Origin of the sequence: Vibrio sp. SG41-7, from assembly GCF_014164465.1 — a bacterium.
GTDB lineage: Bacteria > Pseudomonadota > Gammaproteobacteria > Enterobacterales > Vibrionaceae > Vibrio > Vibrio splendidus.
On the sequence record NZ_JACJFF010000015.1, the window covers coordinates 19,463 to 45,821 of the forward strand.

A 26,359-nucleotide genomic window follows, 5' to 3' on the forward strand; every position below is an offset into this window, starting at 1 on the left:
AGAACATGACCAGATATGGCTTAAGAGCCCGTGTAATTACCTTAACTCTAGCTCCAACCTTGATTATTGGGTTGCTATTGAGTGCATTTTTCTCATTTAACCGCTATCAAGACCTTGAGGGGCAAGTGGTTAATACTGGTACTAGCATCATTGAACCGCTGGCAATTGCTAGTGAGTCAGGCATGAAGCTCGAAAGTCGAGAGTCTGTTCGTCAGCTTATTAGCTATGCGCATCGAAAAAACTCTAAGCTGGTGCGTAGTATCGCGGTGTTTGATGAACGTCATGAGTTGTTTGTAACCTCAAACTTCCACCCTGATTTTGAAAGCCTGACCTATCCGAAAGATAAACCCATCCCGCATTTAAGCTCATCGAACCTGCTCGATAATACGCTGATTCTTCGGACACCCATCATCGCTGAAGGTCAATACATCAACTCAGCCAATGGGCAGTCTCAAGCCAACCAAGCGATCGGCTATATTGCGATAGAGTTAGACTTGTCGTCACTTCGATTGCAGCAGTATCAAGAAGTGTTCTCTGCCTTCTTGGTGTTGATTTTGGGGCTGGGACTTTCTGGTGTATTTGCTTTTCGCTTGATGCATGACGTCACCCAACCGATCACACACATGAAAAACATGGTCGACCGAATTCGTCGTGGTCATCTCGATGTGCGTATCGAAGGCAAAATGCACGGTGAGCTAGACTCACTGAAAAACGGTATCAACGCGATGGCGGTATCGCTATCAGAATATCACGTCGAGATGCAGCACAGTATCGACCAGGCTACGTCTGATCTGCGTGAAACCCTAGAGCAATTAGAGATTCAAAACGTTGAGTTAGACATTGCGAAAAAACGCGCTCAAGAAGCGGCACGTGTTAAATCTGAATTCTTGGCTAACATGTCTCACGAATTGAGAACACCGCTTAACGGTGTGATTGGCTTTACTCGTCAAATGCTTAAAACCCATCTATCGACCAGTCAAACAGATTACTTGCAAACCATTGAACGTTCAGCAAATAACCTACTCAGTATCATCAACGATATTCTTGATTTCTCGAAACTGGAAGCCGGTAAATTAGCGCTCGAGAACATCCCATTCGAGTTCCAAGCGAGCCTTGAAGAGGTTGTGAACCTTCAAGCAACTAACGCCCATGAGAAAGGCCTAGAGTTAACTCTTAAGATAGACCCGAAAGTGCCACCAGGCGTTGTTGGTGACCCACTGCGTATTCAGCAGATCCTAACCAACCTCGTTGGTAACTCAATCAAGTTTACTGAACGTGGCAACATTGATATCAGTGTTGAACTTCGTTCACAAAGCGAAGACAGCATCGAGTTGCAATTCATGGTTCGCGATACAGGTATTGGTATCTCTGAGCGCCAGCAAGCTCAGCTTTTCCAAGCCTTCAGCCAAGCCGATGCAAGCATCTCTCGTCGCTATGGCGGTACGGGGCTAGGCCTAGTTATCACCCAAAAACTGGTCAGCCAAATGGGTGGAGAGATCAGTCTTACCAGCCGCCTACACCAAGGTTCAACCTTCTGGTTTACTTTGAGACTATCAACGACTGATATGCCGATGACTGAGCTGATTGAGACTCAGTGTCTGCAAGACAAGCAGCTGCTGCTTATCGAGCCAAACATGCAAGCGGCGTCGATTACTCAGCAAATATTAACCCAAGAAGGCTTAGTGGTAACGTATCGTTCGGTGATGCCTGACGAGTCGACCTCGTATGACTACGTTCTACTCAACCTAGCCGCGAACCAAGAGTATCAATTTGATACCGTGAGTGGTTGGGCGATTGGCGCGAAGAAAATCGCTCAGAACGTAATTATTGGTACGCCGAGTACTGAGCTAGCTCTGGGTGAACAATTGATGAAAGAGGTTGATGTCCAATGCATCACCAAGCCTCTCTCTCGTAAGAAACTTCTACAAACTCTGATCTCTAATCAAGCACCCACTTTGATTGCACCAGCGATTGAAACGCACTCGGAAGAGAAGCTGCCGCTTACTGTATTGGCGGTCGACGACAACCCAGCAAACCTTAAATTGATCACCGCGCTACTAAAAGAGCGTGTAGAGACGGTCATCAGTTGCACCAGCGGACAGAAGGCCATAGACAAGGCGAAGGAGACCCCATTTGATATCATCTTCATGGATATCCAAATGCCGCAAATGGATGGTGTGACGGCCTGTAAGAATATAAAAGAGCTAGCGAATAATGCGAATACCCCCGTCATTGCCGTCACAGCACACGCGATGGTTGGCGAACGGGACCGTCTACTTGAAGCCGGCATGGATGACTACCTAACCAAACCGATAGAAGAGCACGTGTTACAGCAGGTTCTGATTCATTGGAGCCCTACCTCTGAGGTTGAGCACATTGAAAAAATAGACCCAGCCCACCCAGCAGTCTCTGCGGAAGTAGACAATAGCTCAGTTTCAGATTCTGAGGCTAACGTGCATAAGAATATCATCATTGATTGGCAAGCAGCTATGAAGCAAGCCGCCAACAAAGAAGACCTCGCACGCGATATGCTGCAAATGCTAGTCGACTTTATTCCTGAGGTTTATGAAGCCGCAGAGAAAGCGATAGAAGACAGTGACTACCCCGTTGAAGCGCTGACACACATCATCCACAAGATGCATGGCAGCAGCTCATACAGCGGTGTACCAAGGCTGAAGTCGGTGTGTGCGACGATAGAGAAAGAGCTGCGTTCCGGCACTTCCGTTGAAGACATTGAACCGGAACTTTTTGAACTTCAGGATGAATTAGATAAGGTTCAAGCAACCGCGATTCATTATTTGAAACCAGCCAAGACTTAGCGAACATTTCTTACTCACAAATATTCGTCAAACGGTTTACCAGCCAATAAAAAAGCAGAGCTCATGAGCTCTGCTTTTTTCTGTCTAGAACCTAGAGCACCAGATATAATACCAATCACAGTAAGTAAGTGATCAAAAATAGCGTAGGAAAAAAGCTTGAGGACAAGGCAGGATTTTTCGATAAGTAGTTATTCTACAATCAAAAATTCTAACGAAGTTATCGAGTTTTTTAACAAGCTAGGGTGAACAGTTATTTACTACGATTGGTATAAAGTAACGGTAATCTATTTACGACTCGAGTAGTACCGTCGCCACCGCATAATGGCGCTCATCTGAGATAGTCAGATGAATCGACTTTGTACCACTCGCTTCTGCGATTTCACGCGCCTTTTTATGTAGGCTTAGAACTGGCTTGCCATGCTCATCGTTTGAAATCTCGAAATCGTGAAAGGTCACACCAAGCGCGATACCCGTGCCCAACGCCTTAGATGCCGCTTCTTTTGCAGCAAAGCGTTTTGCAAGGTAACGCCCTTTTTGCTTCAGTTGCTGAAATACTTCAAACTCAGAGTCGGTCAAAATACGCTGAGCAAAAGCGTCGCCACTTCGTGACAGTGCCTTTTCAACACGTTCGATTTCTGCGATATCTGTACCTAATCCAACAACAGCCATGTTTACCCTACTACCAAACTTCTATCTATTAACTTTATCGATTCTACTGATTAACCACTTAACGCTTACTACTAAACTAATGACGAGTTAAAGAACTAAGCGTTGTTGCGTGCTGTTTCCATCACGGCTTTCATGTCTGCAACGGCTTTATTCAAACCATCAAAGACTGCGCGTCCCATGATCGAGTGACCGATGTTCAACTCGTAGATCTCAGGAAGTGCCGCAATCGGCGCTACGTTGTGATAAGTCAGACCATGACCAGCATTCACTGTGATACCAAGATCGTCTGCGTAGCTTGCGCCTGCAGCAATCTTTTTAAGCTCATCTTGCTGATCTTCTTCTGTTTTCGCATCAGCGTAATGACCAGTATGAAGCTCAATGAACGGTGCGCCACACGCTTTTGCTGCATCAATTTGCTCACGATCTGCATCGATAAACAGAGATACTTTGATACCCGCTGCCGACAGTTTTTCCGTCGCTGCTTTGATCTTTTCAAGTTGACCAACCACGTCCAAGCCGCCTTCCGTCGTAAGCTCTTCACGCTTTTCTGGAACCAGACAAACGAACTCAGGATTAGTATCGAGTGCAATTTGAACCATCTCGTCCGTCACTGCCATCTCTAAGTTCATGCGAGTCTGGATTGTCTCAGCAAGAATACGTACATCGCGATCAACAATATGACGGCGATCTTCGCGCAGGTGAATGGTAATGCCGTCAGCACCCGCACGTTCAGCAATTTCAGCTGCGTGTACTGGATCTGGGTATTTAGTACCACGTGCATTACGTAGTGTAGCAATATGGTCGATATTAACGCCTAAAAGGATTGAGCTCATTTTCCAATACTCCGTGCTCTAGAGAGGGCTATTGTTGGCATAAATAGCTCTCTACTTTTTAATGGTTTGCCGCCAAGATACGGCTTTAAGGCTATGCGTGTAAAGCGTTTTGCTGCTTTTAACTGCTCTTTAGTGATAAACCTACGTTCACTAATTGCGATAAGTTCATCGCCCATAAATGTCAGGTTATCTCGACGTACAGAAGCGATGAAACCTTTCTGTTCTCGATAGCGATAAGTCATACTTGGATCGATCGCTTCACCAGTACCAGCACAATGCAAAAAGTCGACGCCATACCCCATAGCGGAAAGCAGAGCCAATTCAAAACGACGTAGCGCTGGCTCAGGGTTCTCATTATGAGCGAGTTCTGTTAAAGCATGAAGATAGTCGTGAAAAAATGCGGGCATGGCCACTTCAGCCATCAACACACGGCCAACTAGCTCATTGACATACATAGCGGAATACAGATTAATACCGGCAAGAGGAAGCCCCAAGCTGATGGGTTCAGCTTGGCGCAACGTTTTCATTGAACCATTGCCAGACCACTTAAGCAGCAGAGGCGTAAAAGGTTGCAATGCACCTTTCAAATTAGAACGCTTACTCCTTGCACCTTTAGACATCAACGTCACCCTTCCGTACTCTTCACTGAAGACGTCCAGAATTAGGCTCGACTCACTGTATGGTCGACGGTGCAACACAAAGCATCGCTGTAACCCTTCGCTCAATAACTTACCCTTCTTACAGATACAAAAAGAGAGAGTTCGCACTCTCTCTTGAAATTATATTCAGTTCAACTTTCTTAATCTCAGAAAGTGACGTTCAATATATTATAGATCGTCGATGTAGCCTAACGAGCGAAGTGCACGCTCATCATCAGCCCAACCAGACTTAACTTTAACCCAAGTCTCTAGGTAAACCTTACGACCGAACAGTTCTTCCATGTCGATACGAGCTTCACGACCAATCGTTTTGATCTTCTCGCCCGCTTTACCAATCACCATCTTCTTCTGACCAGTACGTTCAACAAGAATCAAAGCATTGATATGGAAGCCATCGTTATCAGGGTTGTAATCGAAACGCTCGATTTCAACCGTTACTGAGTAAGGTAGCTCTTCGCCTGTGAATCGCATCAGTTTTTCACGGATGATTTCAGAGGCCATAAAGCGCTGTGAACGATCCGTTACGTACTCTTCAGGGAAGTGATGCGTCGCTTTAGGTAAAGAGTTACGAACGTGCTTACGCAGTACATCGATATTCTTACCTTGCTTCGCCGAGATTGGTACAACATCAAGGAAGTCCATCTTCTTAGACACTTCCATCATATGTTGCATCACGTCTGTACGGTCTTGAACGTTGTCTACTTTGTTAATACAAAGGACGACTGGGAAATCTGTTTTTCTCAGCTTGTTCAGTACCATTTCATCGTCGTCAGTCCAGTGAGTACCGTCAACAAGGAAGAATACTAGGTTCACATCGCTCAGTGAGCTGTTCGCCGCACGGTTCATCAAACGGTTGATTGCACGCTTTTCTTCGATGTGAAGTCCAGGAGTATCAACGTAGATCGCTTGGTAATCACCTTCAGTTTCTACGCCCATAATACGGTGACGTGTCGTCTGAGGTTTACGTGATGTGATCGAGATTTTCTGGCCCAAAATATGGTTCAGAAGCGTCGATTTACCTACGTTTGGTCGACCCACGATAGCGATGAAGCCACAGTGTTGGTTTTCCGGTAGGCCCGTTTTTTTGCTATCAGATGAAAAGAATGCATCGATATCGAAATCTTGATTGTTATCAGACATTGCTTAGTTGCTCTAATGCTGTTTCAGCAGCCGCTTGTTCTGCCTTGCGGCGGCTAGTGCCTTTACCGATAACAGGTTTATCCACACCTGCCACTTCACACTCAACCGTAAACTCTTGGTTGTGTGCTTCACCTTTAATATTAGTCACTGTGTAGACAGGTAGGGGATTTCTTCGACCTTGTAAAAACTCTTGTAAGCGAGTTTTCGGATCTTTTTGAGATACACCAGGCTGAATAGACTCTAGGCGAGATTGGTACCAGCTTAAAATAATACGGCGAACAACCTCGGTATCACTATCTAAATAGACAGCGCCGATGATCGCTTCAACCGCATCCGCTAGAATAGAATCACGACGGAAACCGCCACTCTTCAACTCACCTGGACCTAATTTTAAGTAATCTCCTAGTTCGAATTCACGACCTAGTTCTGCCAATGTATGACCACGTACTAATGTTGCGCGCATGCGGCTCATATCACCTTCGTTTACCTTAGGGAAACGGTGGTAAAGATCATCAGCGATAACAAAACTTAAAATTGAATCGCCCAGAAACTCAAGACGTTCGTTGTGTTTACCTGCGGCGCTACGGTGAGTCAGCGCCAGATGGATAAGATCGGCATCATTAAACTGATAGCCAATCTTTCTCTCTAGTTTATCAATTGGAGAATTCATGCTCTCTCGATGTGTTATGTGATCGATTAGTGAATCCCACCGATGCGATTAAAACGCACACCAGTAGGAATCCATGTTGGAAGTACACTGTCTGAACCGCGTTCGAATTCGAAGCTGATCCAAATAGCAACGGCCTTACCAACAAGGTTTGCTTCAGGGACAAAGCCCCAGTAACGGCTGTCAGCACTGTTGTCACGGTTATCACCCATAACAAAGTATTGGCCTTCTGGAACGATCCACTCGTTAACACCATTGCGAGGTTGATATGCTTGCACACGATCACGACGTAATGGGTTAACTAAAATTTGGTGCTCCACATCACCCAGCTGTTCATTCAGCTGAATCAGAGGCACACCATCTTGAATAAATTGGCTTTCTTCAACGTGACTTAACTTCACTGGTTTACAGCTACTGCCACCCTTCGCTTGAATGCAGACTTCTTTATTGCTGCTGTAGCGAATGGTATCACCCGGCATACCAACAACACGCTTAATGTAGTCGATATTCGGCTGAGGTGGGTATTTGAATACGATTGAATCACCACGTTCTGGTTTGCCCGTTTCGACCAGTTGAGTGCGCCATACCGGGTCTTTTAGACCGTATGCGTACTTCTCTACTAAGATGAAATCACCAACCAATAGTGTTGGCATCATCGAACCAGATGGGATTTGAAACGGTTCATAAATAAATGAACGCAAAACCAAAACAAATGCAATTACAGGGAAAATGGACACACTGTTCTCAACCCACCAAGGCTGAGCCGTAACTTTTGCGCTGGTTGCAGCGTCTAGGCCATTCGATTGTGCTTCAACGTCAGCCAGTTTTTGTTGGCGTTTCTTCGCCCACACAAACTTTTCCAACGCCCATACAATGCCGGTCACTAGAGTTACGATCACTAAAATAAGCGAAAATGTATTAGCCATTGATATCCCTTAAATTTCATTTCTTTAAAAATAACGAAAGTGAAAGAGTATAACCCTTTCACTCTGCTTAATATTTCTAATCTGTATCAATCATGCTGACTAAATGCTGGGGAGATTACGCAGGAAAAATCGTTTAGTTCGAGGCGCAAAGTGCAGTGACTAGTGGGCCTAATTGCAATCTTTGCAACAAAGAAATAAACGATTTTAACCAGTAATGTTCAGCAGATAGTTAGTGCGATTGATACCTAGTCTTTACCAACATGAAGAATCGCTAAGAATGCTTCTTGAGGCAGTTCAACGTTACCGATCTGCTTCATACGCTTCTTACCTTCTTTTTGTTTCTTAAGAAGTTTCTTCTTACGACTGATATCACCACCGTAACATTTTGCGATTACGTTCTTACGCAGTTGTTTCACTGTAGAACGAGCAATGATGTGGTTACCAATCGCTGCTTGAATCGCGATATCAAACATTTGACGAGGGATGAATTCTTTCATCTTCTCAACCAGTAGACGACCGCGAGACTGTGCAATGTCTTTGTGCGTAATGATTGCTAGTGCATCAACCGTTTCGCCATTAAGCAATACGTCTACACGAACCATGTTCGACATTTCAAAACGTTGGAAGTTGTAATCCAGTGACGCATAGCCACGAGATGTTGATTTCAAACGGTCGAAGAAATCTAGAACCACTTCAGCCATTGGCAAGTCGTACGTCACAGCAACTTGCTTACCGTGATAAACCATATCAACTTGAACACCACGTTTTTCTACACATAAGGTAATTACGTTACCTAGGTAGTCTGACGGTACAAGGATATTACAACGAGCGATAGGCTCACGAATCTCTTCTACATCATTAGTTGCAGGCAGTTTAGCCGGGCTATCAACGTAAAGAATGCTGCCATCCGTTTTTACAACTTCGTACACTACGGTTGGTGCCGTTGTGATTAGGTCTAGGTCGTATTCACGCTCTAAACGCTCTTGAATGATCTCCATGTGAAGCATTCCTAAGAAGCCACAACGGAAACCAAAGCCAAGTGCTGCTGAACTTTCTGGTTCGTAGAACAGTGATGCATCGTTCAGGCTTAATTTGCCTAGTGCGTCACGGAAGTTTTCGTAGTCATCAGACGATACTGGGAATAGACCTGCATATACCTGAGGCTTCACTTTTTGGAAACCAGGTAGACGTTCTGTGCTGCCGCCTTTTGCAAGCGTCAACGTATCACCAACAGGTGCGCCAAGGATGTCTTTAATACCACAAACAACCCAACCAACTTCGCCAGTATTTAGCTCTGTTGTGTCGATTTGCTTAGGTGTGAAGATACCTAGACGGTCAACACCCCAAACTTGGTCTGTCGACATTACTTTAATCTTGTCGTTCTTCTTCAGCTTACCGTTCTTGATACGAACCAAAGAAACAACGCCTAAGTAGTTATCGAACCAAGAGTCAATGATCAACGCTTGTAGTGGCGCGTCTGGATCACCTTCTGGTGGTGGGATAGCTGTTACGATGTTTTCAAGAACGTCATCAACACCGATACCGGTTTTTGCAGAACAACGAGTCGCTTCCATCGCATCGATACCAACGATCTCTTCGATTTCTTCAGCAACACGCTCAGGTTCAGCAGCAGGTAAGTCAATCTTGTTCAAGATTGGCACTACTTCCAGTTCCATTTCGATCGCGGTGTAACAGTTTGCTAGAGTTTGTGCTTCAACACCTTGACCAGCATCCACAACCAATAGCGCGCCTTCACAAGCGGCTAGAGAACGAGATACTTCGTAAGAGAAATCTACGTGTCCTGGAGTGTCGATAAAGTTAAGTTGGTAAGTTTCACCATCTTTCGCTTTGTAATCTAAAGTCACACTCTGCGCTTTAATTGTAATACCACGCTCGCGTTCTATATCCATAGAATCGAGGACTTGAGCTGCCATCTCACGTTCACTTAACCCTCCACAAACTTGGATTAAGCGGTCAGAAAGGGTCGACTTACCGTGGTCGATGTGGGCGATAATCGAAAAATTACGAATGTGCTTCATAGGCTTGGTGTGACTAAACTCTTTGAATAGGGATAATAAGAAAGCCGCGACGCGTCCAATCTACAGTCAGCATTGGTGGCGGCATTTCAATCAAGTTGGCAGATTCTACCCAATTTAAGGGCAAGAAGCATCATAAATTAGACGAGAGGCTCGCCTAGGATTCGAATCAAGACGACTTCTTGCTTGGATTTGTCTTCCATAGGTTTGGCTAACCGCTTCGCTAAAGCAATACCACCAGCAGTAAACAGCGCAGCACTTAAGATAACAATGCCCTCGCCCCCTTGGAGTAAGGGTTGCAATAAGAGTTGTCCAAAACCAGCACCAATCATCAACATGAAAAGTGGAATGAGGTAAACAATCGCCGCAGACTGCAGTAAGCTTTTTTCTGGAAAGCCAATTTCTACGATTTGTCCGGCTTTAACTAAACTTTTGGTTTTAAGCTGCCAAAACAAGGATTTATTGCCAACGGCCTTGGTAACAATACCCGTTCCGCAGCTTTTTTGAGATGAGCAGCTGCTGCAACTGGTTTGTTGTTCGCAGCTCAGTTGAACAAAGTATTGTTGACCGTTTTGTTCAACCGAGCTAACGGTTGCCAGCGCCGTCATCATTGCGCTGGTACCGGTTTATTGAACGTAACTGATTGGGCAATACGTTTGGCGGTTGCTGGCGGAATATCACCCACCACAGAGATCTCTTTGTCACCAATCACTAAGCTGTGTAACGTTCTGCGCCCTTGTCGTACCAACTGCCCCTTCAATGAATGTTCGTCTTTATCGGCGATATAAACTGAAAAGCTAAACAACCCATCACTGAAAAGTTGGCTTTCAACCATTTTATCGGTCGCAGCCATTGGATAACGACTAAGCTCTTTTGACTTAAACCCTTCAGGTATCCAAGAGGCTTGCCAATTAGTTTCACTCACTAGGCCTTCCGGCAGTGATAATACTTTCGGCAGTTGAGCGCTATTCAAGCCCCCCATTGCCTCAGCAATCTTATCGTTCACCACGTAAGAGATAGTGCGGTACTGTTCAAGCACTTCGCCATCACGATCCAACAGATCGGCACGCAAAGGAAGGCTCGTTTTTTCATCTACCCAAACGACGTAAGAGTAACGAAGGCCATCTTTCGGCACCACGCGCAATACTTGCGTAGTACTTCCAGCTTCACGAGCACGACCAACTTTAACGAAATCGTAATAGTCGTTGAGCGCGTCAATATCTCGATTAATCATCGGAATAACAGGGGCAACCATACTGCCAGACTGAATGGTAAACGGTTCTGTGCCCGGTTCAATATAACTGACTTCATCACCACGTCGAATAACTTCACGGATAGGCCCGCTCAAGTAAACAAGGTGTGCAAGTTGTTGGTCGTCGTTAACCGCATGGCGATAAACAAGAGGTTCAATACTGCTCTTCTTGATCAAAATGTAGGAGAGTTCGTAATTTAGATGCTGACTGGCCTCGTTCATTTGATGTAACAACGCCTTTGCAGTGGGTTCCTCTGCAAAGGCTGTTGGAGACATCAAGCTGAACAGTGTCAGTGCACTGACCAGGATTTTCTTCATTCAATGTCCGATTCTAGATGTGCATCTTGCATTGGCGATGCATCACTGTTTAATCTTAGCTGCAGCTCATAATCTTCTAGCATTGCATGAACGCGTTTGCGCTGCTCTTGCAAGTTAGCTTCAGATGCTGGCTTCTCAACAGAGTCACGCGTTAAGCTTACTGGTTCCGCAGAACCCGCAAATGGAATCGTCTGGAGTACAGGCAACTGCTCTGGCGCAGCAGGGTCGCTGCCACCATATTGTTGAACACCTAGTACAACGACTAGTGAGACACACGCTGCCACGGCAACTTGTCCAAACTGTTGTAACCATGCCGGAAGCTGACGCTTCGCTTGTTGAGGTTTAGGCTGCTCTTCAATTGGAGCAACAGTTGGTTCAACATGCACTTGGTGCAGGTTCGGCATTGCACTATGTGCAGGCTCATTATCAAGCGCTGCCGCAACACTGTTAGCAATGTTCCACTCTGGAGTTTCTGGCGCATCCCCACGCATAACATCACCAATTAGATGGTAACTCTGCCAGGTATCCATGCTTTCTTGATCAGATTCGAGATCTACAATGAGAGCTTTATCGATCGTTTCACCATCCATGAGTGCCGAAAGCTTTTCTTTATCAGCCATTATTTTCACCATAATTATTACAAGTTCTAGCGTTGCAAAAGAGGCTTAATTTTCTTTTCCACCGCTTCACGAGCTCGGAAAATACGCGAACGTACGGTTCCTACAGGGCAATCCATTACTTCTGCAATCTCTTCGTAGCTCAAACCTTCGAGCTCACGCAACGTCATTGCAGTTTTTAAGTCTTCTGGTAGCGCTTCAATCGCTCCAAAAACAACTTGTTTCAATTCGTTTGACAGCGTTAAGTTCTCAGGGTTCGATATTTCTTTTAACGCGCTGCCTGTTTCGTAATATTCTGCATCTTCTGCATCTACATCTGTTGCTGGCGGCCTACGGCTCTGGGCAACGATATGATTTTTAGCGGTGTTCACGGCAATTCGGTACAACCATGTATAGAAGGCACTCTCGCCACGAAAGTTAGGTATCGCGCGGTAAGCTTTAATAAAAGCTTCTTGTGCTACATCAGGTACATCACCGGAATTATTCACGTATCGAGAGATAAGATTACAAACTTTATTTTGGTACTTAACCACTAGTAAGTTAAAAGCCTGCTTATCTCCACTCTGAACTCGCTCAATCAACACTTGATCGGTTAGCTGCTCGTTCATTCGAGCGGGTACTCCTATTGTTATAACCCTTACCTTCACAGATATGGGTACTAATTATGCGAAATGTAGTATTGACACCACCGTCTACAAGAGCACTATTGTGACTAAGCCAAATACCGAAAGTTCCAACTTTCTTAAAATTATTTGCCATTATTGTTTCACAATGTGATGTAATAAAAATAGCTATCCCTATCAATTTGGGGAAACTTGAGCAAAAGCAATGGTATTGAGCAATTAAATATTTCTAGATAGCTGTCTATACATTGATTTTGTGTAGCGTTTTAGGATGACTCTGGAGAGATTATAACAGTCTTAGCCAAACTCCTAAAACAAGACAACGTCAATTGAGAGTGGACAACTCGACTATAGCCCGGGATTTAATAAGTTTTATGAACGCAAACCGTGAACATCAGTGTGATGTATTAGTGGTAGGAAGTGGTGCGGCAGGCTTGTCATTAGCCTTACGTGTAGCAGAACATGCAAAAGTAATTGTATTAAGCAAAGGACCACGCAGCGAAGGATCGACGTATTACGCACAAGGTGGTATCGCCGCGGTGTTCGATGAGTCGGACAGTATTGAGTCTCATGTAGAAGATACTCAAATTGCTGGGGCTGGGTTATGCGAAGAAGATACAGTTCAATTCATTGCTGAAAATGCTAAAGAGTGTGTGCAATGGCTGATTGATGGTGGTGTTCCATTTGATAAAGATGAGAACAGCACGGAAGGCCAACCAAAATATCACCTCACTCGTGAGGGTGGCCACAGTCACCGCCGAATTCTGCACGCTGCCGATGCAACTGGCATGGCAATGCAAACCTCACTGCAAGATAACGTCAACAATCACCCAAACATCGAGATCTTTGAGCGCCACAATGCGCTAGATTTGATCACAGAAGATAAGGTTGGTGGTTCGAAAGACAAAGTTATCGGTGCCTACATTTGGAACCGTAACCAAGAACACGTTGAAACCGTGCGCGCTAAATTTGTTGTGTTAGCAACAGGCGGCGCTTCCAAGGTTTACCAATACACCTCTAATCCAGATGTCTCTTCAGGTGATGGTATTGCTATTGCTTGGCGTGCGGGTTGCCGTGTAGCCAACCTTGAGTTTAACCAGTTCCACCCGACTTGCTTGTTCCACCCAGAAGCGCGTAACTTCCTACTGACGGAAGCACTACGTGGTGAAGGTGCCTACCTGCGTCGTCCAGACGGTTCTCGCTTCATGAAGGACTTCGACGAGCGTGGTGAACTGGCTCCGCGTGATGTGGTTGCTCGTGCGATTGACTTCGAAATGAAGCGCCTAGGTGCTGACTGCATGTATGTTGATATCAGCCACAAGCCTGAAGAGTTCATCACAACGCATTTCCCAATGATCCATACTCGTTTGATGGATTTAGGGATTGATATGACCAAAGAGCCTATCCCGATCGTACCTGCTGCGCACTATACCTGCGGTGGTGTGATGGTGAATAAGCAAGGTCAAACCGACTTAACTAACTTATATGCGATTGGTGAAGTGAGTTACACCGGTTTACACGGTGCGAACCGCATGGCGTCAAACTCACTGCTTGAATGTGTTGTTTATGCTTGGGCAGCAGCAAAAGATATCGTTGAAAATATCGACCAATCTCAACTGTGCGCTGAACTGCCTGCATGGGACGAAAGCCAAGTCACCAACAGTGATGAAGAAGTGATCATTCAGCACAACTGGCACGAGCTAAGACTGTTCATGTGGGATTACATGGGTATTGTTCGAACGGATAAACGTCTAGAACGTGCAATGCGCCGTATTCAGATGCTGCAGCAAGAAACTCATGAGTACTACAGCTACTTTAAGGTTTCGAACAACCTATTAGAACTGCGTAACTTGCTACAAGTAGCTGAGCTAATGGTTCGCTGTGCGATGCAACGTAAAGAGAGCCGTGGCTTACACTACACGTTGGATTACCCAGAACTTGCAAAAGACAGTGGCCCAACGATTCTTACGCCAGAGAGAAACCAGTCGTAATCATTATTTGAAAGCGATTAGCTAATCAACTAAACGCAATCAAACGAAAAGGAGCCTAGTGCTCCTTTTTCTTTTATCTCGCGTTCTCATTTGCCTCGCGCGATCGTTGTAAGTTCGCCAGAAAGTGGCGATATTCACGCTCACGACAACTATCACGCCAAAGCATAACCGAATGCCCACATTCGAATTTTAGTTTGACGAAAAACTGTGCCCAGATCTTATCAACGGACTTAAGTGTGTAGGATTGGTCATTGAGTCGAATCTCGCCATCTTCTTTATAATCAAAGCATCCATGTGCTGTATTCAAGATTAGATGATTGGCTTTAAACAAACTGAACATTAAAGCTAAACAATAGAGGGCAACAACGAGCGGGATAGAAGAAAAGACGATGAAAAACAAAAGGCACCCAGAAACAGTGCCTTTTGCAAATAATGCGGAATATGAAGGTTTAAGCTGAAGCTTAACGAACCTTGCTGAGGTTATGCGCAACAATTTTATCAACCATTGAAGCATGGCCTAGATTTTCACTGCGCCCATGTCCCATAACCCAAGTAAACAAATCTGGGTCATCACACTCAAGTAGAGAAACAAACTCGCGCTGTTCCTGCTCTTGCAATGAATCAAAACACTCTTCAAAAAATGGCATGATGACTACATCAAGTTCTAACATGCCACGACGGCAACCCCATTTAATTCGTGCTTTCTGCTCTGCAGTGTACATTGGCTATCCTCACCTATAATTTTTCTTTCTCGGAGTGTAACAAGTCATACGCTCTGCAACTACTATGTGAGTCACAGTCCCTATCTAAGCTCACAAAAAAAACTAGGCTGACAAAGAAACAGAACCGGATTAACATAGAGCCAAATAAAATTCTTAGGAAAGATAAAATGGATTGGAAAAACACATTTCAGCCGCTCGCTCATACGCAAAATGAATCGCTTCCAGAACTGATGATCACACACGTGTCAGATTGGAGCGCAATCACCATGATAGGCGATGACAAAAAGTCGTACCTACAAGGTCAAGTAACGTGCGATGTCGTCACTCTTCCTAATGATGAATCTACATTAGGCGCGCATTGTGATGCGAAGGGAAAGGTTTGGAGTATCTTTCGTTTGTTCCACCACAATTGTGGCTACGCACTTATGCAGCCTAAATCGGCAATTGAAGTCGAGTTAGTTGAAATCAAGAAATACGCCGTGTTCTCTAAAATTGATATCGAGCAGACGTCTGACGTTGTTATCGGAATCATGGGCACTTCAGCGAACCAATACGTTGATTCGATTGCAGAGGGTCAAGGTAAAGTGCGCGTTATCTCTGGTGGCACCGCTGTTCAAGTCTCCGACAACCGTTGGGCTCTACTTGTGACAGAAGAAGCAGCCGAAGCCTTGGTATCAGGCAGCTCAGCTGAAAAAGTATCGGAAGCGCTTTGGCAGTATCATGAAATTCTTGATGCTCAGCCTAACCTATCAAAAGCAGAACAAAACCAACACATCCCTCAAGCTCTTAACCTACAAGCGATTGGCGGTATCAGCTTTTCAAAGGGCTGCTACACAGGTCAAGAAACGGTTGCTCGTGCCAAGTACCGTGGCATGAACAAGCGTGAGATGCGCATTGTTTCTGGAACAACTTCAGATGTGCTGTCTCTAGAGAATACGATTGAACTTGAACGTAGCGTGGGTGAGAACTGGCGTGGTGCAGGCCGACTATTAAACGTCTATCAATTTGCTAATAACCAAGCGATTGGTTTGATGGTACTGCCAAACAACCTTGATGACGATGTTCAGCTTCGACTAACCGCGCAGCCTGATCAAACATGGAATATCCTGCCACTGCCTTACAGCCTTAACGACGAGTAACCACGTGGAAACACTGATTACACAATGGCTGGATCAACAGCAGGTGAACTATCGCCTGCTGATGCAAAGTAAACCAACCACCAGCATCGAAGAAACAGCTCAAGAGCGAGGCATCAACGCCTCTCAAATGGTGAAGTGTATCCTGCTCAAGGATATGGGCAACCAATATGCGTTGGCCTGTACTGCTGGTGATCGCTCTGTCGACCCCAAGAAAGTACGCTCGGTACTGAATTGCCGTCGAATGACCTGTGTATCACTCGCTGATGTTGAAACGATCACAGGCTTTAAGGCTGGATGTGTTGGCCCTCTTGCTCTAAAGAGATACATGCCGATCATTTTTGATCCTTCAATTCAAAAAAACTCGACGGTTACTATTAGCTCGGGTGATCGAATGGCTGGTGTTGCGCTGGATCCCAATGATCTTATGGCCCTTTGCGCACCAATCGTTACTGACATCAGTCGATGATCTTTTCGATCGCGTCATCGTTCGCAAACTTCAGTACAACTTTTCATTGAATACATTTTTAGTGTGAAGTTCGTCATAAGAAGAACACGCCAATAATAAATAGTTACTCAAAATAAAAGCATAAGTAGTCACAAAGGAAAATTTACGTTATTGTGAATTTACTGACTAGCTTTTAAGCAAATCAGTACAAGTGAATCCACTGAGTAACATCAGTATCCACTTTTGTGTAATGCATCTGTGACTATTCGCCCGTTTTAGACGGGCTTTTTTTTGTCAAAAATTTACAATTTGATTACACAAACAAAAAAATCCCGCCTATTCTTATACTTGTAACATTATCACTGCTTAATACCGGACAGGAAAGTTCACAGCAGTTCACTACTCAGTATTATTTTGGGGAGGAGCTCACGTAAAAATAGATATTTACTGAAGAAAGTGCTTAGAACAGCACAAATATCTAATTCACGTCAACTCTACTGCATATTACTCCATGCTTATCACAATTATTATCTCGGAGTTTTTCTATAATATGCAGGCTAGGTAAATATAAGGATAATTAAAATGAGACTGTTTAAGCGCTATACACCGAGTATGATTGCTAAACATGTAAGTCGACTTTTCAAAGGACGAATCTACATTTACGGCGTAGGAAAATTTGAGTTTGATAACGGTAAACTCGTGCTGCCAGACCGAGCAGAAAGGCGTCACTTTCAAACGGTAAAAGAAATAAATAGTGAAATCATGAAACTGCGCTGCGCATACGCATGACCTGATTCTCTACAGAATTAAAAACAAAAAGGGTTGGCATAATGCCAACCCTTTTTTCGTGTTCAGATTGAGTCAATGGCAATCAGCTCCAGCTGCTGACCATCAACAACGCCTCACCCGTGCGCGACTATTAATTTGCGATTGTTGATTCACGATTATTGGTGCGTAACTGGACGCTTGGCTAGATCAGGAAGATTGCCTGACAAACCCAGTGCTCGCTTCATGATTTCATCTTTCGCACCCGGTAATTGACCCGCGAGCTTCATACCGATACCACGAATCAGCTTCTTGGCTGGGTTATCGCCTTCAAACAGATCTTTAAAGCCCTGCATTGACGCAATCATCTTCGCCGCCTCAGCTTTTCTCCAGCGTTCATAGCCACGAAGGTTACGTTTAGTACCAATGTCCTCGCCAGCAGCCCAAAGCGTTAACAGCTCTTGCGCTAAGCTTGCTGCGTCTAATAGGCCAAGGTTCACGCCTTGCCCTGCTAACGGATGAATCGTATGAGCAGCATCACCAACCAAAACGACACGCTCTACAGCAAAGTCACGTGCATAGCGCATACGTAATGGGAAGGCAAAACGCTCACCAACCACTTCACATAAACCAAGTTTTGAGTCGAACTCTGCCGTTAGCTGCTTATTAAAATCAGCATCCGACATGGATACAAGCTTCTCGGCACGATTAGGCTCCGTAGACCAAACTATCGAACTCATGTGGCTTGGCTGCATTGGTAGGAATGCCAATGGCCCTTGTGGTGTGAATATCTGACGAGCAACACTGTGGTGTTGCTCTGTGGTCTTGATATTCGCGACAATCGCGCTGTGTCCGTAATCCCAATGTGTTAATGGGATATCTTGTTGTTTGCGAACCCAAGAGTTTGCGCCGTCCGCTCCAACAACCAACTTAGCGGTCAGTGCTTGGCCATTATCTAGCGTTAGCCATGCTTCGCTTTCACCAATCGCCATCGTTTTGCACGTCGCGGGCATGTACAGGCTGACATTATCTTGCTTCTTCACCTGATCAAGCAGTGCGAGTTGAATCACACGGTTCTCAACAATATGACCGAGATTCGGCTGAGCCAAACGTGTCGAGTCAAACTCAATACGAGCAAAGCTATCTTGTTCCCACACCTCCATCGCTTGGTAAGGTGCAGCACGTCTTTGTTCAATGCCTTGCCATGCGCCTAGGTTACGAAGAATCACTTCACTAGAGCGGCTCAATGCCGACACACGCACATCAGGCAATTCGCTAAGCCCTTCACTGGGTGCCCTGCCTTCAATGACGGCAATTCTTAGGTCACTGTCTTTCAACGCAGCAGCAAGCGCTAGGCCAACCATGCCTCCACCAACAATCGCGATATCAACACTTTGCATCATTATTTTTCTACCTTATCTTTCTACTAGGCCAAGCGTATGACGCAAAAGTGGACCTTTAAGTGGTGGAAGGTTATCAATTACGGCTAACCCAAGATTACGCCCAATGCGAGCGGTCAAAAAATCGTTTGAGAATAAATGGACTAGGCTTGATGTCAGCGTAATCGTCGTGTCTCTATCTTGTTCTCTACGCTTTCTAAAGTTAACAAGACCAGTGTAACGCCCAACATCATCGAGTTGGGTACACAACTCTTCCGCCAAGGAAGCCACATCACGGATGCCAAGATTAAAACCTTGTCCTGCAATTGGGTGAAGCGTTTGAGCGGCATTACCAATAATCGCAAATCGATGAGAGATATTTTGCTGACGATGACGAAGAATCAGTGGGTAACTGGCACGCTTGCCTACCTTCTCGAGTCGGCCAAGTCGCCAACCAAAGTCATTCTGCAACTGCTCAAGAAATTCGTTGTCGTTTAGGGTCATCACTTTTTGCGCTTGCTCCGGTGACAAACACCAAACTAGCGACAAACGGTTGTCACTCATCGGTAATAAAGCGACTGGCCCATGATGAGTAAAACGCTCAAATGCTCGACCTTGATGAGGTTCGCTCGCCACGATATTGGCAATCACAGCAACTTGTTCAAAGTCATGCTCACTCAATGAGATATTGAGTTGTTGGCAACAGGTTGAGATAGCGCCATCGGCAGCAACCAATAACTTAGTTGTTACTGTTTGCCCATTTGTCAGTTCAATCGTCGTTTGCAACTCTTTACGTTCGACTTTACTAACAGACTCAGGGCAAAGCATCGTAATTGCAGCTTCGGACTCAAGCTTCTGCTGATAGATTCGACCCACATCCGCCAACTCCACCACGTAGCCAAGCGCATCAACAGCAAGCTCTTCACTGTAAATGTCCGTCATCCCGGCATGCCCTCTATCCGATACATGAATATCTTTAATCGGGGTTGCTACCGGTGCGATAGATTGCCACAAATGCAAAGAATCAAGGATCTGTACCGTGCCATAAGACAAAGCGATCGAACGAGAATCAAAACCAGGGTGAGCTTGATGATCAACCTGATAAGGCTCTACTACCGCGATCGACAGTGAACCTTGACTAAGGTGATTCAGAGCAAGAGCTAAGGTCGCCCCTGCCATTGCGCCACCAGCAATTACAACATCATACTGAGCCATTATAACCTCAAACCGACAAGCGGATTAATGAATGGTTGGAGCCGCATCTTCAGATGGGCGAGCACCGAATTCAGCATGAATCGTTAGTGCACACGCTTTTACGTGTTCAATAACGTGCTCTAGAAGCTGTGCTTGCTCTTCCATATCATCGTCTTCGTCAATGCCTAGCTTGGCCATCTCTTCAAGATCAGCCAAAGCTTCTTTGGTACCGTCAGACGCTTTATTCAATTGAGCGCCAACCAAGCCTAAACCAGAAATAAAGTGGTTAATCCAATCAGACACACCGTCCGCAAGATCAAACAGGCTTGCGCTTGCGTCTTCGTCCGGCAACAACATAGACAGCTCCATGCCTGAACCTGTGATTTCGCTGGTCGTTACTTTTAATGTCGCTTCCGCTAGCGTTAATGCGCGATCTGGCCAGCCCATACCTTCATTGGTGTAATCAAAGATCAGTGGTTGCCAGCTTTTATCTGCCAGGTTTAAGCCTCCGCTCAACATACCTGTTAATAAACCATGCATCTCAGCAGGGTTTACGGCTAGGCTTGCCGATTGAAGTTCAGTCGCAACCGTTAGGTAGTCAGGTAAAGTAGTTTCGCTCATCAGATAGCTCGCTCAGTTATTCTTTATATCGATAGTATAATCGTACCACTTCACCCCAATTCTGATAAGCATCGATCCTGAGCAATTGAAGGATGACTGACTACCAATTGTTCAATTTTCTGAATTACTGTGTGCTCAAGCTCTCATTTACAAACAGTCACTCTGAAAAGCTTGAATCTTAATAGCGGTTTACCTATAGTTTCTCCCTCAGAGGAGATTGCTTCCTCATCGGTACTTGCACTTTTTCTTTGTAAAAATATGATAAAGGGCAACAGCCTTAAATAGTGCGTTAAAGAGTTCATCCATCATGAGTAATCAAGCGGTAGACGTTGAAATATTAGGAAAACTGACTCGAGTGAATTGTCCCCCAGGGCAAGAAGAGTCATTGATTGCAGCGGCGGCCGATCTTGATAATCGATTGAAAGAGATGGCTGAACGTACTAAGGTAACCAATGAAGTGAAGCTGCTAACGATCGCAGCTCTGAACATTTGCTATGAATTACAAACCAAGAAGTTTGAAGCAAATGATGAACAAAACGCACTGACCGAGCGAATGGAACAGCTCACGACATCACTTTCAGATGTCCTCAGTAAAGTTAAGCACGGACAGCAATAGCGTACACAAAATTTACCCTGGAGTGTTTGTCAGAGGATTCACGTCCCCGAGCCGATAAGCAATCCCTAAGGGTTAGTACTTGAGTGCTATTGAGCATGCTCGGTCCGCCGAGAAGCCTACGGTAATCATTGCTGATCCGCCTTGAACTCGCTGGTTCAAGGGCCATCTATTCTCAACGGCACTTTGGGGTATCCCTTCTTATGAAGACGCTCACACGCAGCGAATTTCGCAAACAGATCCGTATCAAACGCAATGCCTTATCTGGCGACCAACAAACTCAATCCGGTATAGACTTAGTTAAGCAGTGTTCTCAGCTTGATGAGATTCAGTCTGCTCAACATATTGTCCTCTATATTTCTATTGATGGCGAACTCGATACCCAGCCTTTAATTGAATGGTTATGGGCGCAGGGTAAGCAAACTTATTTACCAGTATTACACCCCTTCTCTGCCGGACATCTGCTGTTTCTACATTACTCTCCAACCACACCCACTGTTTTGAATAAGTACGGCATTGTTGAACCTCAGCTCAATCAATTGCTCGTCAAACCATGCCAACAACTCGATCTTATTCTCACACCATTGGTGGGCTTTGACTCTCAAGGGCATCGCTTAGGCATGGGCGGCGGATATTACGATCGTACCTTGGCTCGATGGTTTGAGACTGGTGAAGGCGCAACGCCAATTGGTTTGGCTCATGATTGCCAGCATGTCGATACACTGCCAATTGAAGAATGGGACATTCCGTTACCTAAAATCGTGACTCCGAGTAAGACTTGGCAATGGGAAAACAGCCATTAAAGCGCTATAATCGCGCCGCAAACGTTAACCTCGATATCCAAACGTTAACCCAATACCCAAACGTTAATTTCAATACGCGAACGATTAATTCAAAGCGCAAGACCTTATTCAGGAGAATGGCATGACTCAAGATGAAATGAAAAAAGCAGCTGGCTGGGCAGCACTTCAATATGTTGAAGAAGGCAGCATTGTAGGTGTAGGTACTGGCTCTACAGTAAATCACTTCATCGACGCACTAGGCACAATGAAAGAAAAAATCAAAGGTGCGGTTTCAAGCTCTGTAGCCTCTACTGAAAAACTAGAAGCGCTAGAAATCAAAGTATTTGAGTGTAATGACGTATTCAAGTTAGACATCTATGTTGATGGCGCAGATGAGATCAACGGTTCACGCGACATGATCAAAGGCGGCGGTGCAGCTTTGACTCGTGAAAAAATCGTAGCGGCTATCTCTGATAAGTTTATTTGCATTGTTGACGGTACTAAAGCCGTTGATGTGTTGGGTAAATTCCCACTGCCTGTTGAAGTTATCCCAATGGCACGTTCATATGTTGCACGTGAACTAGTAAAGCTTGGTGGTGACCCAGTTTACCGCGAAGGTTGCACAACCGATAATGGCAACATGATCCTAGATGTATACGGCATGGCGATCGAAAACCCGAAACAATTAGAAGATATCATCAACGGTATCGCTGGTGTGGTTACGGTTGGTCTATTTGCTCACCGTGGTGCTGATGTGGTTATCACAGGCACACCTGAAGGTGCAAAAATTGAAGAATAAATAATAGAAGATTGAGTTTTTCTGTTACTTCATTACATACGGTGCCCAAGGGCGCCGTTTTTTTTGCTTTTCGGCTGTAAAATTATGTCTTATTCCGTAATTTTCTTACCCAAAACATTTTTTTTTTGTTACTTTATTGTTCAGAAGACGCACAGGGAAAACGTTTGTCTCCTGACAAAATGGTGAATAAGTTCCTCTTTTAGCCGTTTTGTAGCACGTGCGCCGCATTTGCCCAACCTTTCCATTTTAAGGACGAGAACAATGGCCAAAGTTTCACTGGAAAAAGAAAAAATTAAAATTCTACTTCTAGAGGGTCTTCACCCTTCTTCTGTAGAAGTACTGCAAGCCGCTGGTTACACAAACATTGAGTACCATAAAGGCTCACTACCTGAAGATGAACTTCTTGAAGCAGTGAAAGATGCTCATTTCATTGGTATCCGTTCTCGCACCAACATCTCCCAAGAAGTTATTGATGCAGCTGAAAAGCTAGTTGCAGTCGGTTGTTTCTGTATTGGTACTAACCAAGTTAACCTTCAAGCGGCAGCAAAACGCGGTATCCCTGTTTTCAATGCACCGTTCTCAAATACTCGAAGCGTTGCTGAGTTGGTTCTTGGTCAAGTTCTATTGCTACTACGCGGTATCCCAGAGAAGAATGCTCTTGCTCACCGTGGTATCTGGAAAAAGAGTGCTGACAACTCTTACGAGGCTCGTGGTAAGCGTTTAGGTATTATTGGCTACGGTCACATTGGTACTCAGCTAGGTATTATTGCTGAAAACCTTGGTATGCGTGTTTACTTTTACGATATCGAAAACAAGCTGTCTTTGGGTAACGCAACTCAAGTTCATACTATGACTGACTTGCTGAACAAGTGTGACGTGATCTCTTTGCACGTACCTGAAACCAATGAAACGAAGAACATGATGGGTAAAGAAGAGTTCGAGCGCATGAAGCCTGGTTCTATCTTTATCAATGCAGCACGTGGCACGGTAGTAGATATCCCAGCTCTGTGCGGCGCCCTAGATTCAGGTCACCTTTCAGGTGCAGCAATCGATGTATTCCCAACGGAACCAAAAACCAATGCTGACCCATTTGAGTCACCATTGATGCAGTTCGATAACGTGATCCTAACGCCTCACGTGGGTGGTTCAACTCAAGAAGCACAAGAGAACATCGGTGTTGAAGTAGCAGGTAAGCTTGCAAAATACTCTGATAATGGCTCAACGCTATCAAGTGTTAACTTCCCTGAAGTATCATTACCACTGCATACAGGTGCTTCTCGCCTGCTGCACATTCACGAAAACCGTCCGGGTATCCTAACTCAAATTAACACCATCTTCGCAGAGGAAGGGATTAACATCGCAGGTCAGTACTTACAAACTGCAGCAGATATGGGTTATGTGGTTATCGACGTGGAAGCGAATCGTTCAGAAGAAGCTCTGCTTAAACTGAAAGAGATCGAAGGCACAATTCGTGCTCGTCTACTTCACTAATCATCGAATTAGATCATAAGTAAAAATAGAAAAGGCTCTCGTAATGAGAGCCTTTTTAGTATTTGGCCTACTGTAGGTAAATAGATCATGATGATCTAATCCCTCCCTGAGGTATGTTCACTACTCTTCTAGTTGGTAGATCACATTCACTCGATCACGAATGGTGATCGTCGAATCTTCATAAGAATTCGACTCGGTTCTCGCATCCATCGCCATTGAACGCATCAATACAGGCTGAGAAGATTGTGCGTTGTAATCTACGCGCCATACATCACCTAACTCGCGCTCAAAACCACTCGCCAATGATTTAGCTTTTGATGTCGCATCTTTAATGGCCTCCAAGCGCGCTTGCTCCTGATACTTAGCTTGGTCACGAACCTGAAGTTGGATATTATCGATCTGGTTAATACCCTGCCCAATGGCAATATCCATGTAGTCATTTAAGTTGGCTAGCTCATTCACTTGAACGGTCACATTACGTGACGCACGGTAACCAACCAGTTCAGGTTTACCATTTTTCGGGTAATGATATTGAGGAGATAAATACAGGTTAGAGCTGTGTACATTCGCCTCATCAACACCCGCTTGATGTAGCTTATTTAGAAAGCCAGTCACCACTTTATCAACTGTGTTTTTAGCCTGCTCAGCAGTCATCGTCGATTCCACGACTCTAACTGAAAATGTCGCCATGTCTGGTGTCGCGATCACTTCACCATAGCCTGTCGTTGAAATATGCGGAAAAGATGGCGAGTCAGCCAATGATGGAAAACTCACAGCACTCAATGCTGCAGTAAGAGTAAGAGACGTTGCTAACATCTTTGGTACAAACTTCATTAGGTAGACCTATGCTGAACAAATGTTCTTTTATCATAGAGCAATTTGTCACATAACCAATCCCGCGACAGGACTTCTAACACAACTTTGACGCTGCAAAAACCAACAGCTTACTGAGGTAAGTGGTTGTGGGCATAATTTAATATCGCTTGAGAGATCTCTTTTAATACCCCGCTCTCTAATTGCCAATGGTGCCAATAGATTCGGTAAGACAACAAAAAGCCGGGCGTAATATCAATCAAAGCACCAGACTCTAGCTCCTCGATAATCTGCAATCGAGGAATCAAGCAGTAAGCAACGCCCGACAATGCCAAGCGTACAAATGCTTCTGAACTGCCGACAGTATGATTGATCACACTATCTCTCGGGACGTTAAAATGATCATGCAAAAACTTCTTATGCAGATCATCGTATTGGTCGTACGAAACCGCTGGGGCTTTGGTTAGTGTTGAATAGTTCACTCCATCAGAGAAGTAACGTTGATGGAAGCTAGGGTTCGCCACACACACATAATCCATTCTTCCAAGATAGTCCGCACTGCAACCCAGAATAGGTTGAGGTTCGAGGCTGATTGCCCCAGCAACCTCACCACTTTTAATCTTCTCAATGGTTCTTGATTCACCATGAATCGCGAGGTTCAACTCAACTTGACGTGAATTCATCACATCAGATAACGCAGGAAGTAACCATGTCGCCAAGCTATCAGCATTGGTCGCAATAGACAGAGAAAGAGGCTGAGTTCCCTCTTCGTTCATCAACTCTGGGACAAGCTCGTGCTCTAACAAGCGAACACGACGATACAAACCCAACAGTTTTTTTCCTGCTGGTGTTGGCCTTGGTGGGCTTTCTCTCACAAGCGCGGGTTGAGCTAACCATTTTTCCAGTTGTTTGATGCGTTGAGACACCGCAGACTGGGAAATATATAACTGCTCGGCTGCCCTTTCAAAACTGCGTTGTTTCACCACAGCATCCAGTGCTTCTATCCATTTATAATCCAATCCACGCATCAACTTGCTTCCTTTTTG

At 44.9% G+C, this 26,359-nt stretch carries 27 protein-coding genes and 1 other RNA gene; 10 read left to right on the forward strand and 18 right to left on the reverse strand.

Going from position 1 to position 26,359, the window contains the following annotated elements; translation table 11 throughout:
* Positions 1 to 5: 5 nt before the first annotated feature.
* A complete protein-coding gene (gene barA / locus H5300_RS06085) occupies positions 6 to 2,819 on the forward strand; it encodes a two-component sensor histidine kinase BarA (protein ID WP_004735388.1) in 2,814 nt (937 codons plus the stop codon).
* Between the two features lie 288 nt (positions 2,820 to 3,107).
* Here the strand turns inward: barA and acpS are convergent, their stop codons facing one another.
* From acpS to rpoE, 11 genes are all read right to left on the reverse strand, one after another.
* On the reverse strand, positions 3,108 to 3,488 hold the full coding sequence (gene acpS / locus H5300_RS06090; RefSeq protein WP_017077798.1) for a holo-ACP synthase: 381 nt from the start codon (positions 3,486 to 3,488) through the stop codon (positions 3,108 to 3,110).
* A 95-nt stretch (positions 3,489 to 3,583) separates the two neighbouring features.
* A complete protein-coding gene (gene pdxJ / locus H5300_RS06095) occupies positions 3,584 to 4,321 on the reverse strand; it encodes a pyridoxine 5'-phosphate synthase (protein ID WP_009847651.1) in 738 nt (245 codons plus the stop codon).
* Positions 4,318 to 5,046, reverse strand: a complete 729-nt coding sequence (recO, locus tag H5300_RS06100) for a DNA repair protein RecO (protein WP_012604785.1) — start codon at positions 5,044 to 5,046, stop codon at positions 4,318 to 4,320. The genes pdxJ and recO overlap by 4 nt, the downstream gene beginning before the upstream one ends.
* A gap of 102 nt (positions 5,047 to 5,148) precedes the next feature.
* Complete coding sequence (era, locus tag H5300_RS06105) at positions 5,149 to 6,120, reverse strand: GTPase Era (RefSeq protein ID WP_004735384.1); 972 nt, start codon at positions 6,118 to 6,120, stop codon at positions 5,149 to 5,151.
* Positions 6,113 to 6,790: a ribonuclease III gene (rnc, locus tag H5300_RS06110; RefSeq protein ID WP_004735383.1), complete on the reverse strand. Its 678-nt coding sequence runs from the start codon at positions 6,788 to 6,790 to the stop codon at positions 6,113 to 6,115. The genes era and rnc overlap by 8 nt, the downstream gene beginning before the upstream one ends.
* Before the next feature lie 26 nt (positions 6,791 to 6,816).
* Positions 6,817 to 7,713: a signal peptidase I gene (gene lepB, locus H5300_RS06115; RefSeq protein WP_004735382.1), complete on the reverse strand. Its 897-nt coding sequence runs from the start codon at positions 7,711 to 7,713 to the stop codon at positions 6,817 to 6,819.
* Between the two features lie 245 nt (positions 7,714 to 7,958).
* Entirely contained in the window at positions 7,959 to 9,752 is a 1,794-nt protein-coding gene (lepA, locus tag H5300_RS06120; RefSeq protein WP_017084320.1) for a translation elongation factor 4, read from the reverse strand.
* A 137-nt stretch (positions 9,753 to 9,889) separates the two neighbouring features.
* Positions 9,890 to 10,360 carry a SoxR reducing system RseC family protein gene (locus tag H5300_RS06125; protein WP_054541880.1) on the reverse strand — a complete coding sequence of 157 codons (471 nt, stop codon included), beginning with the start codon at positions 10,358 to 10,360 and terminating at the stop codon, positions 9,890 to 9,892.
* Positions 10,357 to 11,319, reverse strand: coding sequence for a sigma-E factor regulatory protein RseB (rseB, locus tag H5300_RS06130; protein ID WP_004735379.1), 963 nt, complete (start codon positions 11,317 to 11,319; stop codon positions 10,357 to 10,359). The genes H5300_RS06125 and rseB overlap by 4 nt, the downstream gene beginning before the upstream one ends.
* Positions 11,316 to 11,939, reverse strand: a complete 624-nt coding sequence (locus H5300_RS06135; protein ID WP_004735378.1) for a sigma-E factor negative regulatory protein — start codon at positions 11,937 to 11,939, stop codon at positions 11,316 to 11,318. Before H5300_RS06135 ends, rseB begins: the two co-directional genes overlap by 4 nt.
* A gap of 26 nt (positions 11,940 to 11,965) precedes the next feature.
* Entirely contained in the window at positions 11,966 to 12,544 is a 579-nt protein-coding gene (gene rpoE, locus H5300_RS06140; protein WP_004735377.1) for an RNA polymerase sigma factor RpoE, read from the reverse strand.
* Between the two features lie 389 nt (positions 12,545 to 12,933).
* Between rpoE and nadB the strand changes: the two genes are divergently transcribed.
* Positions 12,934 to 14,550 (forward strand): L-aspartate oxidase, encoded by a 1,617-nt coding sequence (gene nadB, locus H5300_RS06145; protein WP_017084322.1) that lies wholly within the window; start codon positions 12,934 to 12,936, stop codon positions 14,548 to 14,550.
* A 73-nt stretch (positions 14,551 to 14,623) separates the two neighbouring features.
* On the opposite strand, the gene H5300_RS28320 is transcribed toward nadB, so the two are convergent.
* Positions 14,624 to 15,064 carry a protein YgfX gene (locus tag H5300_RS28320; RefSeq protein ID WP_308822281.1) on the reverse strand — a complete coding sequence of 147 codons (441 nt, stop codon included), beginning with the start codon at positions 15,062 to 15,064 and terminating at the stop codon, positions 14,624 to 14,626.
* On the reverse strand, positions 15,012 to 15,272 hold the full coding sequence (locus tag H5300_RS06150; RefSeq protein ID WP_004735374.1) for a succinate dehydrogenase assembly factor 2: 261 nt from the start codon (positions 15,270 to 15,272) through the stop codon (positions 15,012 to 15,014). The genes H5300_RS28320 and H5300_RS06150 overlap by 53 nt, the downstream gene beginning before the upstream one ends.
* Before the next feature lie 167 nt (positions 15,273 to 15,439).
* Between H5300_RS06150 and ygfZ the strand changes: the two genes are divergently transcribed.
* The 3 genes from ygfZ (at position 15,440) to H5300_RS06165 (ending at position 17,645) form a co-directional block, all read left to right on the forward strand.
* The gene (gene ygfZ, locus H5300_RS06155; protein WP_182795642.1) at positions 15,440 to 16,411 is read left to right on the forward strand and encodes a tRNA-modifying protein YgfZ; all 972 of its coding nucleotides are present in this window, start codon (positions 15,440 to 15,442) and stop codon (positions 16,409 to 16,411) included.
* Positions 16,412 to 16,415: 4 nt separating this feature from the next.
* On the forward strand, positions 16,416 to 16,877 hold the full coding sequence (locus H5300_RS06160; protein ID WP_017092869.1) for an aminoacyl-tRNA deacylase: 462 nt from the start codon (positions 16,416 to 16,418) through the stop codon (positions 16,875 to 16,877).
* Positions 16,878 to 17,438: 561 nt separating this feature from the next.
* Entirely contained in the window at positions 17,439 to 17,645 is a 207-nt protein-coding gene (locus tag H5300_RS06165) for a DUF1107 domain-containing protein (protein ID WP_004735370.1), read from the forward strand.
* A 155-nt stretch (positions 17,646 to 17,800) separates the two neighbouring features.
* On the opposite strand, the gene H5300_RS06170 is transcribed toward H5300_RS06165, so the two are convergent.
* Genes H5300_RS06170 through H5300_RS06180 form a run of 3 tightly spaced genes read right to left on the reverse strand, consistent with a single transcriptional unit; the run spans position 17,801 to position 20,815 of the window.
* A complete protein-coding gene (locus H5300_RS06170; RefSeq protein ID WP_182795643.1) occupies positions 17,801 to 19,024 on the reverse strand; it encodes an FAD-dependent 2-octaprenylphenol hydroxylase in 1,224 nt (407 codons plus the stop codon).
* Between the two features lie 12 nt (positions 19,025 to 19,036).
* A complete protein-coding gene (gene ubiH / locus H5300_RS06175; RefSeq protein WP_102441585.1) occupies positions 19,037 to 20,215 on the reverse strand; it encodes a 2-octaprenyl-6-methoxyphenyl hydroxylase in 1,179 nt (392 codons plus the stop codon).
* A 24-nt stretch (positions 20,216 to 20,239) separates the two neighbouring features.
* Positions 20,240 to 20,815, reverse strand: a complete 576-nt coding sequence (locus tag H5300_RS06180) for a YecA family protein (protein ID WP_004735367.1) — start codon at positions 20,813 to 20,815, stop codon at positions 20,240 to 20,242.
* A gap of 307 nt (positions 20,816 to 21,122) precedes the next feature.
* On the opposite strand from H5300_RS06180, the gene zapA reads away from it, so the two are divergent.
* The 5 genes from zapA (at position 21,123) to serA (ending at position 24,500) form a co-directional block, all read left to right on the forward strand.
* Positions 21,123 to 21,431 (forward strand): cell division protein ZapA, encoded by a 309-nt coding sequence (gene zapA / locus H5300_RS06185; RefSeq protein ID WP_004735366.1) that lies wholly within the window; start codon positions 21,123 to 21,125, stop codon positions 21,429 to 21,431.
* Positions 21,432 to 21,442: 11 nt separating this feature from the next.
* A non-coding RNA gene (gene ssrS / locus H5300_RS06190) (6S RNA) lies at positions 21,443 to 21,625 on the forward strand.
* Positions 21,626 to 21,631: 6 nt separating this feature from the next.
* Positions 21,632 to 22,231 carry a 5-formyltetrahydrofolate cyclo-ligase gene (locus H5300_RS06195; protein WP_182795644.1) on the forward strand — a complete coding sequence of 200 codons (600 nt, stop codon included), beginning with the start codon at positions 21,632 to 21,634 and terminating at the stop codon, positions 22,229 to 22,231.
* Positions 22,232 to 22,352: 121 nt separating this feature from the next.
* Positions 22,353 to 23,009 (forward strand): ribose-5-phosphate isomerase RpiA, encoded by a 657-nt coding sequence (gene rpiA / locus H5300_RS06200; protein WP_017077789.1) that lies wholly within the window; start codon positions 22,353 to 22,355, stop codon positions 23,007 to 23,009.
* Between the two features lie 261 nt (positions 23,010 to 23,270).
* Positions 23,271 to 24,500 (forward strand): phosphoglycerate dehydrogenase, encoded by a 1,230-nt coding sequence (gene serA, locus H5300_RS06205; RefSeq protein WP_017077788.1) that lies wholly within the window; start codon positions 23,271 to 23,273, stop codon positions 24,498 to 24,500.
* Between the two features lie 120 nt (positions 24,501 to 24,620).
* On the opposite strand, the gene H5300_RS06210 is transcribed toward serA, so the two are convergent.
* Together H5300_RS06210 and H5300_RS06215 are read right to left on the reverse strand one after the other, a co-directional pair.
* Positions 24,621 to 25,334 carry an oxidative stress defense protein gene (locus H5300_RS06210; protein WP_004735362.1) on the reverse strand — a complete coding sequence of 238 codons (714 nt, stop codon included), beginning with the start codon at positions 25,332 to 25,334 and terminating at the stop codon, positions 24,621 to 24,623.
* A 110-nt stretch (positions 25,335 to 25,444) separates the two neighbouring features.
* The gene (locus tag H5300_RS06215; protein ID WP_182795645.1) at positions 25,445 to 26,341 is read right to left on the reverse strand and encodes a LysR family transcriptional regulator ArgP; all 897 of its coding nucleotides are present in this window, start codon (positions 26,339 to 26,341) and stop codon (positions 25,445 to 25,447) included.
* Positions 26,342 to 26,359: the final 18 nt, after the last annotated feature.

What these genes read in the sequence shown, in the direction of transcription:
- H5300_RS28320 (WP_308822281.1), bottom strand. Translation starts at nt 15,064, where the DNA reads ATGCTTCAATGGTTGATAAAATTGTTGCGCATAACCTCAGCAAGGTTC.
- lepB (WP_004735382.1), bottom strand. Translation starts at nt 7,713, where the DNA reads ATGGCTAATACATTTTCGCTTATTTTAGTGATCGTAACTCTAGTGACC.
- barA (WP_004735388.1), top strand. Translation starts at nt 6, where the DNA reads ATGACCAGATATGGCTTAAGAGCCCGTGTAATTACCTTAACTCTAGCT.
- pdxJ (WP_009847651.1), bottom strand. Translation starts at nt 4,321, where the DNA reads ATGAGCTCAATCCTTTTAGGCGTTAATATCGACCATATTGCTACACTA.
- H5300_RS06180 (WP_004735367.1), bottom strand. Translation starts at nt 20,815, where the DNA reads ATGAGCGAAACTACTTTACCTGACTACCTAACGGTTGCGACTGAACTT.
- ygfZ (WP_182795642.1), top strand. Translation starts at nt 15,440, where the DNA reads ATGGATTGGAAAAACACATTTCAGCCGCTCGCTCATACGCAAAATGAA.
- H5300_RS06215 (WP_182795645.1), bottom strand. Translation starts at nt 26,341, where the DNA reads ATGCGTGGATTGGATTATAAATGGATAGAAGCACTGGATGCTGTGGTG.
- era (WP_004735384.1), bottom strand. Translation starts at nt 6,120, where the DNA reads ATGTCTGATAACAATCAAGATTTCGATATCGATGCATTCTTTTCATCT.
- H5300_RS06135 (WP_004735378.1), bottom strand. Translation starts at nt 11,939, where the DNA reads ATGGCTGATAAAGAAAAGCTTTCGGCACTCATGGATGGTGAAACGATC.
- rpiA (WP_017077789.1), top strand. Translation starts at nt 22,353, where the DNA reads ATGACTCAAGATGAAATGAAAAAAGCAGCTGGCTGGGCAGCACTTCAA.
- lepA (WP_017084320.1), bottom strand. Translation starts at nt 9,752, where the DNA reads ATGAAGCACATTCGTAATTTTTCGATTATCGCCCACATCGACCACGGT.
- H5300_RS06210 (WP_004735362.1), bottom strand. Translation starts at nt 25,334, where the DNA reads ATGAAGTTTGTACCAAAGATGTTAGCAACGTCTCTTACTCTTACTGCA.
- acpS (WP_017077798.1), bottom strand. Translation starts at nt 3,488, where the DNA reads ATGGCTGTTGTTGGATTAGGTACAGATATCGCAGAAATCGAACGTGTT.
- nadB (WP_017084322.1), top strand. Translation starts at nt 12,934, where the DNA reads ATGAACGCAAACCGTGAACATCAGTGTGATGTATTAGTGGTAGGAAGT.
- H5300_RS06165 (WP_004735370.1), top strand. Translation starts at nt 17,439, where the DNA reads ATGAGACTGTTTAAGCGCTATACACCGAGTATGATTGCTAAACATGTA.
- zapA (WP_004735366.1), top strand. Translation starts at nt 21,123, where the DNA reads ATGAGTAATCAAGCGGTAGACGTTGAAATATTAGGAAAACTGACTCGA.
- H5300_RS06150 (WP_004735374.1), bottom strand. Translation starts at nt 15,272, where the DNA reads ATGTACACTGCAGAGCAGAAAGCACGAATTAAATGGGGTTGCCGTCGT.
- ubiH (WP_102441585.1), bottom strand. Translation starts at nt 20,215, where the DNA reads ATGGCTCAGTATGATGTTGTAATTGCTGGTGGCGCAATGGCAGGGGCG.
- rnc (WP_004735383.1), bottom strand. Translation starts at nt 6,790, where the DNA reads ATGAATTCTCCAATTGATAAACTAGAGAGAAAGATTGGCTATCAGTTT.
- serA (WP_017077788.1), top strand. Translation starts at nt 23,271, where the DNA reads ATGGCCAAAGTTTCACTGGAAAAAGAAAAAATTAAAATTCTACTTCTA.
- H5300_RS06125 (WP_054541880.1), bottom strand. Translation starts at nt 10,360, where the DNA reads ATGATGACGGCGCTGGCAACCGTTAGCTCGGTTGAACAAAACGGTCAA.
- rseB (WP_004735379.1), bottom strand. Translation starts at nt 11,319, where the DNA reads ATGAAGAAAATCCTGGTCAGTGCACTGACACTGTTCAGCTTGATGTCT.
- rpoE (WP_004735377.1), bottom strand. Translation starts at nt 12,544, where the DNA reads ATGAACGAGCAGCTAACCGATCAAGTGTTGATTGAGCGAGTTCAGAGT.
- H5300_RS06195 (WP_182795644.1), top strand. Translation starts at nt 21,632, where the DNA reads ATGAAGACGCTCACACGCAGCGAATTTCGCAAACAGATCCGTATCAAA.
- H5300_RS06170 (WP_182795643.1), bottom strand. Translation starts at nt 19,024, where the DNA reads ATGATGCAAAGTGTTGATATCGCGATTGTTGGTGGAGGCATGGTTGGC.